The sequence below is a fragment of the Allostella sp. genome, from assembly GCF_041913585.1.
Taxonomy (GTDB): domain Bacteria; phylum Pseudomonadota; class Alphaproteobacteria; order ATCC43930; family Allostellaceae; genus Allostella.
Window position 1 is genome coordinate 1 of record NZ_JAYSFE010000137.1, and the last position, 11,557, is coordinate 11,557.

Here is an 11,557-nt window from a genome sequence, read left to right on the forward strand (position 1 = left end):
AACTAACTGCTTCGTGCAGAAGCACGCTTTTTTGCCCAGGGCTTACGGCGCGCCGCGTGGCCGAACCGGGCGATGCGGAGGTGCGCGAGCGGCTGCGGGGCCCGGCGGCCGAGCGACGCCGCTTCGGCTACCGGCGTCTCGGCATCCTGCTCGAGCGTGAAGGCGTGAGCATGAACAAGAAGAAGCTCTTCCGGCTCTACCGCGAGGAAGGCCTGGCGGTGCGACGGCGGCGTGGCCGCAAGCGCGCCACCGGCACGCGGGCGCCGATGGCGCTGCCGGATGGCCCGAACCAGTGCTGAAGCCTGGACTTTGCGCCCGGTCGGCTGCGCAACCTCGAAGGCTACGCCGCCCAGGCTCTCTCACAATGATCGAGGGACCCGCGGAGGGGCAGGTCGGCCCTCATGCGCGACACCAGGTCGGTCATGGTGTCGGGGGGCTTGTTCGGGAAACTGGGTTGGTGATGCCGTCGCGCCGGCTGGCCCGGAGCCGGCTTAGCCATAAAGGTGGCAGCGCGTCTCGTGTCCCGGGGCTACGGTGATGGTGGCCGGCGCCGTCGTCCGGCAGACTGGCATGGCTTGCGGACAGCGGGTGTGGAACCGGCATCCGGGCGGCGGGGCCGTCGGCGACGGCACCTCGCCCTCGATCGCGGGGAACTCCTCGTCGGCATCTCCGGGCCGCCCCGGCAGGGCGGCTGCGATCAGCGCCTGGGTGTAGGGGTGCCGCGGTGTCTCGAACAGCGCGCGGGCATCGGCAGTCTCTACCACCTGACCCAAATACATGACCACCACGCGGTGGCAGAGGTAGCGGACCGTGCCCAGGCTGTGGGCGATCAGCAGGAAGGCTAGGCCGAGCTGGTCCTGCAGGTCGCGCAGCAGGTTCATGATCTGCGCCTGGACAGACACGTCGAGAGCGGAGACCGGCTCGTCCAGCACGATCAGGCCCGGCGACAGCGAGATCGCCCGCGCAATCGTGATGCGCTGGCGCTGGCCACCGCTGAACTCGTGCGGATAGAGCCGCGCCTGCCACGGCTTCAGCCCGACCTGCTCCAGCAGCCGGGCCACCCGCTCGGCCCGCTCCACCCGCGAGAGGCCGGCATTCACCAGCAGGGGCTCGCCGATGATCTCGCCCACCCGCATCCTCGGGTTCAGCGAACTCCACGGGTCCTGGAAGACCGCCTGCACCGAGGCGCGGTAGGTGCGCAGGGCCGCCTTGCCCAGCCCGGCAAGGTCGTTGCCGCGGAAGAGGATCCGCCCCTCGCTCGGCTGCTCCAGGCGCAGGGCCATCTTGGCCGTCGTCGTCTTGCCGCAGCCGGACTCGCCGACGATGCCGACGGTCTCACCCTCGGCGATGGCGAAGGAGACATCGTCGACCGCCCACAGCTCGGCCTCGGTCCGGGACAGCATGCCGCCGGTGCGGATGCGATAGCGCTTGCGCACACCTTCTACGGCAAGGATGGGCGGTCTGTTCATGCGTATTTCCAGCAGCGCACGGTGCGGTCGGGGCCGATCTCGGTCGTGCCGGGATCGCTGTCGCGGCACTTCGGCATGACGTCGCGGCAGCGGTCGGCGAAGGGGCAGCCTGGCGGCCGGGCGAAGATGGCGGGCGGCTGGCCGTCGATGGCCTGCAGGCGGCCGCTGCGGTCGACGTTCATCTCCGGCACCGAGCGTAGCAGGGCCTCGGTATACGGGTGCATCGGAGACTGGAAGAGGGTGCGCGTCGCCGCGGTCTCGACGATGCGGCCGGCATACATGACGGCCACGCGGTCGCACATGCGCGCGACGATGCCGAAATCATGGGTGATGAAAAGGATCGCCAAGCCGGTCTCGCGCTGGAGCTGGCGCAGCAACCGCAGGTACTGCGCCTGCACGGTGACGTCGAGCGAAGTCGTCGGCTCGTCCGCGATCAGCATCTGCGGGTTGCAGGCGAGCGCGATGGCGCCGACGACGCGCTGGCGCATGCCGCCGCTGAACTCGTGCGGATAGGAGCGCAGGCGATCGCGCGGCGCCGGCACGCGCAGCAGCGACAGCAGCTCGACGGCGCGTTCCCTCAGTGCTGCGCCGCGCAGGCCGACATGCCGGCGCAGCGGTTCCATGAGCTGTTCACCCACGGTCAGCACCGGGTTTAGCGCGCTCAGCGGGTCCTGGAGGATCATCGAGATCCGGCGGCCGCGATAGCCGCGCATCTCGGCCTCCGGCAGCCCAAGCAGGTCGACCCCGTCGAACAGGACCCGCCCGCCGGCGTTAGAAGCGGCCGGCCGCGGCAGGATGCGCAGGATCGAAAGCGCGGTCATGCTCTTGCCGGACCCGCTCTCTCCCACCAGGCCCAGCGTCTCGCCGCGGCGCAGTCGGAAGCTGGCGCCGTCGATCGCCATGCCCGAGCCCTGCGGCGCGGTCAGCAGGGTGCGCAGGTCCTGCACGTCGAGGAGCACCTCGCCCGGTACCGGGCGAGGTGCATTTGCGGGCGCGGTCATCAGTCCTGCCTCATGCGCGGGTCGAGCCGATCGCGCAGCCAGTCGCCGATCAGGTTGAAGGACAGGACGACCAGCATCAGCGCCACGCCGGGCAGGGTCGCGACCCACCAGGCGCGCATCAGCGTCGCCCGGCCGTCGGAGATCATCGACCCCCAGGCGCTGGTCGGCGGCGGGATGCCGGCGCCGAGGAAGCTGAGGGACGCCTCGACGATGATCACCCAGCCGAACTGCATGGTCAGCAGCACAATCAGCGTGTTGGCGACGTTCGGGAAGATGTGCACCAGGATGATACGCAGGTGCGAGCAGCCGGCGATGCGCGCCAGCTTCACATAGTCGCGGTCGCGGATCGCCAGTACCTCGCCGCGGACGATGCGGGCATAGCGCGCCCACAGGATGGCACCCACCGAGACCACGACGGTTCCCAGGCTGGGACCCAGCGTCACCGCCATCAGGAAGGCCAGCAGGATGATCGGGAAGGACAGCACGCTGTCGGCCAGGCGCATCATGACGACATCGGTGCGGCCGCCGAAATAGCCGCTGACGAGGCCGATGGCGGTGCCGATGGCGCCGCCGACGACAAGGCTGAACATGCCCGCCAGCAGGGAGACGCGGGCGCCATGGACGATCCGCGAGAGGATGTCGCGGCCGAGCGCGTCGGTGCCCAGCGCAAAGGTCCAGGAGCCGCCGTCCTGCCAGACCGGCGGGCGGAAGCGGGTGCGCAGGGACTGGAGGTGCGGGTCGTGCGGCGCCAGCAGGTCCGGTACCAGGGCCATGATCACGACCGCCAGCAGGACGAAGCAGGGAAAGAGTGGCGGGCGCTTCCAGCGCTGCCAGACGGCCAGGGGTGACCAGTTCCGCCGCGCGGTGGCCGGCGGCGTGGCGGTGGCGTCCGTCATCGCCCGCCCCCCTCTTTCTGGGTGCCACGCATGCGCGGATCGATCGCCATGTAGAGCAGGTCGACGGCCAGGCTGGACAGGACGACGACGATGGCCGTCACCAGTACGACCGCCTGCGTCACCGGGAAGTCGCGGAACCGGATGGCGTCATAGGCGAGCCGGCCCAGGCCAGGCCAGGCGAACACCGTCTCGACGATGACCGCCGTCGAGATCAGCAGCGCGAGATAGACGCCGCCGAAGGTGACCACCGGGACCAGCGCGTTGCGAAGGGCATGCTTCCAGATGACGATCCATTCCGGCAGGCCCTTGATGCGGGCCAGCTTGACGAACTCGCTGTCCAGCACCTCGATCATGCTCGAGCGCAGCAGGCGCATCATGCCGGCGACCACGAACCAGCCCAGGGTGAAGCCGGGCAGGATGTAGTGCAGCCAGCTTCCCGTGCCACCGGCCGGCAGGATGCGCAGCTCGCCCGCGAAGATGATGATCAGTACCAGCCCGACCCAGAAGGTCGGGAAGGACTGGCCGAGCACGGCGAAGAGGCGGGCCAGCACGTCGATGGCCGAGCCGCGCCAGACCGCTGCCGCGATCGCCAGCGGGAAGGCCATCGCCATTGCCATGGCGAGGGCCACCAGCGCCAGGGTGAGCGAGTTGGGTAGCCGCTCCATGACGAGGTCGAGGGCCGGCCGGCGTTCACGGATCGAGATTCCGAGATCGCCGGTCACCGCACCGCCCACGAAGCGCAGGAACTGCTCGTGCAGCGGCTGGTCGAGGCCGATCGTCGCCCGCAGGGCGGACCGGTCGGCCGCTGTGGCGTCGACCGGCAGCATCAGCTCGATCGGGTCTCCGCTCATCCGCGACAGGCCGAAGATGACGACGGCCAGGACCGTCAGCGTCACGACCGACTGGATGAGCCGCTGGACGACGATGCCGATCACGACGCCCCGACCTTCCTCATGGCTGCCCCGTTCACCGGGCCAGCAGGCTGTCGAAGTTCAGGTTCTGGGGCCGGAAGCCCGGGTCCCAGTGTTTGGCCTTCGCCGTCACCCCGTACGCCTGGTCGAGCTCGACGATCGGGGCCGCAAGGTGGCCGGCGCGGATCCGGCGCATGGCCTCGGCGATGCTGGTCTTGGCGGCGCTGGCATCCAGCGCGGTGGCCGCCGTGTCGAGCAGCGTGTCTAGCTCGGGCTGCTGGACGTGGCTGAAGGAGCCTTTGGAATGCATGAAGACGCGATAGATGCCGGGGATGCCCTGCCAGGGCCGTGCCGGGGCCACGAAGTAGCCGACCGCGCCCGGCATCTCGCCCTTCAGCAGCTTGGCGCGGACTACGCCGTATTCGGTCTGCTGCACCTGCGGGCGCACGCCGATCTTCTCCCACATGCCGGCGATGGCATGCATCATGTCCGGCCCCTCGGGGACGCCGATCCAGGGATAGATCCAGACGTCGATGTCGAAGCCGTTCGGGTAGCCGGCCTCCGCCAGCAGCTGGCGCGCCTTGACGGGATCAAAGGGATAGAGGTCGCCCTTCCAGTCGTGCCCGACGGATTCGGCGATCACCGACTGCGTGTAGTACGTGCCGAACGGCCGGGCATAGCCCTCGAACAGCGTCTCGGCGATGGTCTTGCGGTCGATCGCCAGATTCAACGCCTCGCGCACCTTCGCCTTGTTGACGGGCACGCGCTCGACGAACTGGTCATCGAAATAGACCACTAGCGAGGCCGAGCTTTTCTGCAGGACGACGTCGCCGCCGCGCTGCTTCTTGACCCGCTCGATGTTGTTGCGGCCGATCGGCGCCACGTCGGCCTCGCCGCGGCCCAGCATGGCGATGCTGGTTTCCTCCTCGGGTACCGCCATGAAGCGGACGCCCTCGAAGCGCGGTTGGATGCGCCAGTGCTTGCCCGCCGAGGCCAGGCGGATGTACTGGCCGCCGACGCGCTCGATGAAGCGGTACGGGCCGCTGCCGACCGGGTTGATCGCGAACTTGTCGGGCCCCATCTCCTCGGCCGCCTTGCGCGAGACGATGAAGCGCTCGGTCGAACCCTGGAGGGCTGACAGGTCGCTCAGCAGGTCAGGGATTGGCGCGGCCTTGGCTGGCACCCGCACCGTGTAGCGGTCGACGATCTCGACCGGACCGACGCGTTCGCGGAAATGGCCCTTGCGCTGGGCGACGGAACGCTCACTGGTCAGGCGGTCGATACTGAACTTCACGTCCTCGGCGGTGACCTCGCCGTAGCCGTTGTGGAACTGCACGCCGCTGCGGATGCGGATTGTCCAGGACTTGCCGTCCGGCGCCATCGACCAGTCCCCGGCCAGCCCGGTCTCCTTCGAGAAATCCGAGCCGTCGGCCTTCGTCCCGATGAGGTCGTCATAGATCGCAGCGATGCCGATGCTGCCGCTGCTGCTGGTCAGGATGGGGTCCAGCCCCTCGTTCCAGAGCGACGGAAAGACGATCCGGAGTTCGCCGGCCGACGGCGCTTGTGCCATGGCCGGCGTACCTGCGGCCAACAGGCTGGCGGCGAGGAATGCGCCCGAGAGGCGAACCACGTTAGAATTTGTCATTCCGATCTCCCTATCCCAGACGTCGGCCCCTGTTTCAGGCCGCCCGCTGCTTCTTGATCCAGGCGAGTTCCCCGCCTGCTTCGATGATGTCGAGCAGGAACGGCGCCAACGGCTCGCCCTGCTTGGTCGTACCCCGCGTCAGGTTGGTGACCGTGCCGGCGCGGAAATCCACCTCCAGCTCGTCGCCGTTCGTCACCATCTGCGTGATGCCCGGCATGAAGGACAGCATGGGCACACCGGCCGTGATCATCAGCCGGTAGAAGCTGCGGGTCATCGATTCCGACACCACTGCCAGCCCCAGCCCCTTCAAGGCGAGCGGACCCTGCATGTGGAGCTGGCCCGAGCCGAAATTGCGACCGGCGACGACGATGTCGCCCGGCTGCGCCTTGCCGGCGAAGGTCGGGTCCAGGCCGATCATGCAGTACTTCGCCAGCACCGCGGGGTCGGTCTCCTTGGCCTTCACTTGGCCGATATCCATGATGTGCCCGTCGTTCAGCACGTTGTCGCCGAACTTCCAGCAGCGGCCGCGATAGATCTGCACCATGAGGGTCCTCCGGCGGTCAGGATGCGAGCGTGCGCGGGTCGGTGATGCGCCCGGTGACGGCCGAGGCGGCGACCGTGGCAGCGCTCGCCAGGTACACCTCGGAGGAGGGGCTGCCCATCCGGCCGGGGTCGTTGCGGGTGCCGGTCGAGATGCACACGTCGCCGTCGTTGAGCGGCATGATGCCGCCGACGCACGGGCCGCAGGTGCCAACCGCGATCTGTACGCCGGCCGCCGCGAAAATGTCGATCAGCCCCTCGCCCAGACTCTGGTGATAGACCTCCTGGGTGGCGGGGATGATGCAGAACTGGACGCCGTCGGCCACCTTGCGGCCCCGCAGGACCTGGGCGGCGGCGCGCATGTCCTCCAGCTTGCCGGCGATGCAGGCGCCGACGAAGGCGTGGGTGACGGGCTTGCCCGCCAGCTCGCTGACCGGCCGGGCCAGCTCGGGTGACGGCGGGACGGCCACCTGCGGCTCCAGGTCGGCGATGTCGAAGATGAGATGGTCGGCATAGTGCGCATCTGGGTCGCTGCGCACGACTTCGAACGGCACGTCGGTTCGCGATCGCACGGTGGCCAGGATCGCCTCCGACGGCACCGCGATGGCGCTCTTCACGCCGAGATCTACCATGGTGTTGCAGAGCGTGTGGCGCTCGTCGATGTCCATGCCGTCGACCACGGGGCCGTCGAACTCCAGCACGTGGTAGTCGGCGCGCTCCAGGCCGATCTGGCCTGCGATCCACTGCGCGATGTCGCGGCTCATCAGCCAGGACGGCCGCTTGCCGGTGATGCTGACGCGGATCGTCGCCGGCACCCGTACCCAGCTGCGGCCGGTGGCGAGCTGCATCAGGAAGGCGCCGCCGAAGGCGATGCCGAGTGCCCCGACGCAGCCCAGCGCCGGCGACCGGGTGTCGCTCGTGATCACGAGCATGCCCGGGCGGATCAGCCCGCGGTCGAGCGGCAGGTTGTGCGAGATGCCGGCCCGGCCGACATCGAAGAAGTGGCCGATGCCGTGGTTGCGCGCGTCCTCGCGCATCAGCCGGAAGTCCGCCGCCACCTTGGCGGAATCCGTATAGGGCTGGTGGTCGATGGTCAGCACCAGCTTCTCGGGCGATTCCACCCGCTCGATGCCGATGGAATGGAGCATCCGGCGATAGATCGGATAGTTGAGGTCGTGGCCGACGATCAGGTCGGGCGTGACCCAGACGATGTCGCCGGGCGACACCGGCTGGCCGGCGCAGCGCGACAGGATCTTCTCGGTGATGGTGCTGCCCATGGCAGGGGCCTCCGTGGCAGTGCGGGTCAGCGGTCGCGCGGCGGTGCGCCGGCCGTGGCGTACTTCTCCGACCAGCCGAGCACGCGCTGGAGCTGCACCAGCTCCAGGATGCTGTCCCACTTGTCGTTGCCGCCCATGACCGACAGGATCGAGCCCTCGGCCTTGATCGACCGCGCGGCCCTGCGCATGGCCGTGATGGCACAGAAGGTCAGGCTGAGCGGCAGCAGGCCCAGCTTGAGCCCCATCTTCTCGTACTCGGCGAACGGCAGCACGGGCGCCACCTGGTTCTCCGAGATGGTCAGCACCGCCTTGCCGGGGATGCCCTCGCAGGTCTGGCGGATCTCTTCCAGCGTGCGCGGGATCTGCACCAGGACGAGGTCGGCACCGGCCTCGATGTAGGCCAGGCTGCGGTCGATCGTCTCGGCCATGCCGCCGGGCGAAGCGACGGCGTCGGTGCGGGCGATCAGCACGAAGTCGGGGTCGCGGCGGGCGTCGACGGCCGCATGCACCTTGCCGATCATCTCCTCCTTGGAGACCAGCGTGCGATTGGGAAAGGCGCCGCACTTCTTCGGCAGGACCTGGTCCTCGATATGCACGCCGCTGATGCCGGCGCGCTCGAACATCTGGACGGTTCGGATGACGTTGACGGCATTGCCGTAGCCGGTGTCGGCATCGCAGATGACCGGCAGGTCGACGGCGTCGGCAACGGCTGCGGCGCGGTCGACGACCTCGGTCATGGTCAGCATGCCCATGTCGGGCAGGCCGAAACTCGCCTCGATGCAGAAGCCCGAGATGTAGACGGCGTCGAAGCCGGCTTCCTGGACGATCCGGGCGCCGAGCCCGTCATGCACACCGGGCGCGATCAGCAGTCCGGGGCGGGCAAGCAATTCACGAAGGCGGCGGTTGCGGGACATCGGTGCTTCTCCGGGGCGCTTGATCGGTCGGCCAGCGTCGGCCATCGGCAGAAGCGTAAAAGACCCCTGTCGGCGAAAGGAAATGCCAATCCGGTATACGGAGGGTATGATTGAAGTGCATACCCCAAGTCATGCGCCGGTATGCTCCGGTCAGGCTGGCGGTATCGCCCGAAGGGCCGATGGATCTACGTGCGCTGCGCTATTTCCTGGAGGTCGTACGCCTGCGGAGCCTGTCGCAGGCGTCGGGGACCTTGCACCTTACGCAATCGGCGCTTAGCCGCCAGATGCACAAGCTGGAGGAGGAGGTGGGCGGCCGCCTGCTGCGGCGTTCGCCGGTCGGGGTAGAGCCGACGGTGCTGGGCCAGCACCTGCTGCCGCGCGCCGAGAAGATCCTGGACGATGTGGCCCGGCTGCACGAGGAGCTGCGGGTCGCAGCCCGCCACCCGGCCGGCAACCTGACCCTGGGCATTCCCCCCGGGCCGGGCAAGCTGCTGGTGCCGCGGCTCTACGGGCGGCTGCGCCTGCGTTATCCCAAGATCCTGCTGCAGGTGCAGGAATCCAACACCAGCGACATCGATCGCGGTATTCGCGGCGGCGCCTTCGATGCGGCCATCGTCCATGATCCGGGGCCGTCGGCGGCACTGCAGCGCTTTCCCCTGATCGAGGAGCCGATCTATCTGGTGGCGCGGCCGGGCGACGTTCCGCCTGGCACTGCCGGCCGGCCGGTCCACTTCCGCGAACTGGGCGGCATGCCGCTCATCCTGCCGATGAATGCCAGCCTGATGACCCGGCAGCTCCGCCGGATCGCCGCGGAGTGCGATGTCCGGCTCCATACGGTGACGCAAGTGACGAGCGTCCACATCGCCAAGGCCATGGTCCTCGACGAGGGTGGGCAGACCCTGCTGGGCTACAGCTCGGTCCATGACGAGGTGCTGAGCGGTGCGCTCGCGATGCGGCCGGTCGTCGAGCCGACGCTGACCCGGCGCCTGGTCTGGACGACGCGCAAGATCGGCGGCGACCCATTGCTGCTGGGGGCGGTGCTGTCGCTCGTGCGCGACGAGATCGTGGCCCTGGTCAAGTCGGGAAGCTGGGTCGGCAAGGTCCTCTTCGCCGACCGGCGGAAGCCGCCGCGGTAGTCCCCGGGGGCTAGGCTCGAGACCTATTGATCTTCGTGCTTCGACGCGGGGGCGAGGGTCGCGTCCCGCCGGGTGGTGTAGGAGGGCGATGATCCTCGGCGGGTTGGACCGCCGTTGTCAGGCGGTCACTGCGGACAGGCTGACGGTGGGAGTGTTGCTGACGGCGCCGATGGTTTCCAGGGTCATGTATCGGGACCGCTGTGTGGCCCACTCGTCGGACTGCTCGAGGAGGATGGCGCCGACGAGACGGACGACGGCGGCTTCGTTGGGGAGTGAGCAGGAACGTCGCCGAAGGCGGCGTAAGCCCGCGCAACCCGACGACGTCGGTGCGGCGCTTGATCTCGCCGTTGAGGCGCTCGATGGGATTGGTCGAGTGGAGCTTGGCCCGGTGCGCGGCGGGGAAGTGCATGTAGGCGAGCACATCCTCCTCCGCTCCGTCCATCAGGGCGGCGAGCTTCGGCACCTTGGGCCGGAGCTGGTCGGCCACCGTGCGCCACTGGGCGTGGGCGGCCGCCGCGTCCTCCTGGGCATAGGCGGTGCCGATCCAGGCCGAGACGATGCGGCGCTGGGCCTTGCCGGCATGGGCGAGTGCGTTGCGGGCGAAGTGGACCCGGCAGCGCTGCCAGGTGGCGCGGAGCACCTTCGTGACCGCGGCCTTCAGGCCCTCGTGGGCGTCGGAGACGACGAGCTTCACGCCGGCCAGGCCGCGTCGCAGCAGGGTGCGCAGGAAGTCGAGCCAGAAGGGCTCCGCCTCCGAGCTGCCGACCGCCATGCCCAGCACCTCGCGGCGGCCGTCGGCGTTCACGCCGACCGCGATGGTCACGGCGACCGGCACGATGCGGCCGGCCTCGCGGACCTTCACATAGGTGGCGTCGAGCCACAGGTAGGGCCAGTCGCCCTCGATGGGCCGGGCGAGGAAGTCCCGCACCCGGTCGTCGATCTCGGCGCACAGCCGCGAGACCTGGCTGCGGCTGATGCCCTCCATCCCCATGGCCCGGACGAGGTCGTCCACGGACCGCGTCGAGACGCCATGGACGTAGGCTTCCTGGATCACCGCCGTCAGCGCCTTCTCGGCCGTCCGCCTCGGTTCCAGGAAGGCCGGGAAGTACGAGCCGCGGCGCAGCTTCGGGATGCGCAGTTCGACGGTGCCGGCCCGGGTCTGCCAGTCCCGCTCCCGATAGCCGTTGCGCTGGACCAGCCGGTCCGGGCTGCGCTCGCCATGCGCGGCGCCCGTGATCTCGCCCACTTCCAGCTCCATCAGCCGCTGTGCGGCGAAGCCGATCATCTCCCGCAGCAGGCTCGCGTCGGAGCCCTTCTCCAGCATCTCGCGAAGCGCCATTCTGTCGTCGGTCATCGTGGTCGATCCAAGGTCGGGGTTGTTGGTCTCAGCAACCCAACCCTACCGGCGATCACCGCGATGGCCACCCAAGGCCCTCCGCTCCGCCAGGAGGCTCCCTACGAGCCCCAGGCTTCGAGCCTCCTACACCACCCGGCGGGACGCGACCCGGGCGAGCATGGTTCTGGAAGGGACGGAGTTGCTGCCATGCCCGTCTCCTGCGTCCTCAACTCCGATCGGCGTTGGTCGAGTGAAGCCTGGCCCGGTATGCGGCCGGGCAGTGCATGTAGGCCAGCACGTCCTCTTCGGCGGCGTCCATCAAGGCGGCGAGCCTGGGGACCTTGGGCCGGATCTGATCCGCGACGGTGCGCCACTGGGCGTGGGCGGCCGCATTCTCCTCCTGGGCGTACGCGGTGCCGATCCCAGCTAGAG

9 protein-coding genes and 3 pseudogenes are annotated in these 11,557 nt (G+C 69.0%); 2 read left to right on the plus strand and 10 right to left on the minus strand.

The genetic code is table 11. The annotated features are described in order from the left end of the window. A pseudogene (locus ACE3Q3_RS20090) lies at nucleotides 1-293 on the plus strand (IS3 family transposase); the annotation flags it as partial. A gap of 198 nt (nucleotides 294-491) precedes the next feature. Here the strand turns inward: ACE3Q3_RS20090 and ACE3Q3_RS20095 are convergent. From ACE3Q3_RS20095 to ACE3Q3_RS20130, 8 genes are all read right to left on the minus strand, one after another. After that, a complete protein-coding gene (locus tag ACE3Q3_RS20095) occupies nucleotides 492-1,469 on the minus strand; it encodes an ABC transporter ATP-binding protein (RefSeq protein WP_374449024.1) in 978 nt (325 codons plus the stop codon). Beyond that, on the minus strand, nucleotides 1,466-2,470 hold the full coding sequence (locus tag ACE3Q3_RS20100; protein ID WP_374449025.1) for an ABC transporter ATP-binding protein: 1,005 nt from the start codon (nucleotides 2,468-2,470) through the stop codon (nucleotides 1,466-1,468). Before ACE3Q3_RS20100 ends, ACE3Q3_RS20095 begins: the two co-directional genes overlap by 4 nt. After that, nucleotides 2,470-3,366: an ABC transporter permease gene (locus ACE3Q3_RS20105; RefSeq protein WP_374449026.1), complete on the minus strand. Its 897-nt coding sequence runs from the start codon at nucleotides 3,364-3,366 to the stop codon at nucleotides 2,470-2,472. The genes ACE3Q3_RS20100 and ACE3Q3_RS20105 overlap by 1 nt, the downstream gene beginning before the upstream one ends. Further along, a complete protein-coding gene (locus tag ACE3Q3_RS20110) occupies nucleotides 3,363-4,301 on the minus strand; it encodes an ABC transporter permease (RefSeq protein WP_374449027.1) in 939 nt (312 codons plus the stop codon). The genes ACE3Q3_RS20105 and ACE3Q3_RS20110 overlap by 4 nt, the downstream gene beginning before the upstream one ends. Before the next feature lie 31 nt (nucleotides 4,302-4,332). Continuing rightward, nucleotides 4,333-5,847, minus strand: a complete 1,515-nt coding sequence (locus ACE3Q3_RS20115; protein WP_374449028.1) for an ABC transporter substrate-binding protein — start codon at nucleotides 5,845-5,847, stop codon at nucleotides 4,333-4,335. A gap of 109 nt (nucleotides 5,848-5,956) precedes the next feature. After that, the gene (locus tag ACE3Q3_RS20120; RefSeq protein ID WP_374449029.1) at nucleotides 5,957-6,466 is read right to left on the minus strand and encodes a 3-isopropylmalate dehydratase; all 510 of its coding nucleotides are present in this window, start codon (nucleotides 6,464-6,466) and stop codon (nucleotides 5,957-5,959) included. Between the two features lie 16 nt (nucleotides 6,467-6,482). Continuing rightward, nucleotides 6,483-7,739, minus strand: coding sequence for an aconitase/3-isopropylmalate dehydratase large subunit family protein (locus tag ACE3Q3_RS20125; protein ID WP_374449030.1), 1,257 nt, complete (start codon nucleotides 7,737-7,739; stop codon nucleotides 6,483-6,485). Between the two features lie 26 nt (nucleotides 7,740-7,765). Then, entirely contained in the window at nucleotides 7,766-8,653 is an 888-nt protein-coding gene (locus ACE3Q3_RS20130) for an oxaloacetate decarboxylase (protein WP_374449031.1), read from the minus strand. Between the two features lie 179 nt (nucleotides 8,654-8,832). On the opposite strand from ACE3Q3_RS20130, the gene ACE3Q3_RS20135 reads away from it, so the two are divergent. After that, nucleotides 8,833-9,789 carry a LysR family transcriptional regulator gene (locus tag ACE3Q3_RS20135; protein WP_374449032.1) on the plus strand — a complete coding sequence of 319 codons (957 nt, stop codon included), beginning with the start codon at nucleotides 8,833-8,835 and terminating at the stop codon, nucleotides 9,787-9,789. A 117-nt stretch (nucleotides 9,790-9,906) separates the two neighbouring features. Here the strand turns inward: ACE3Q3_RS20135 and ACE3Q3_RS20140 are convergent. Further along, a pseudogene (locus ACE3Q3_RS20140) lies at nucleotides 9,907-11,143 on the minus strand (IS256 family transposase). A 223-nt stretch (nucleotides 11,144-11,366) separates the two neighbouring features. Beyond that, nucleotides 11,367-11,557: pseudogene (locus tag ACE3Q3_RS20145) on the minus strand (transposase); the annotation flags it as partial.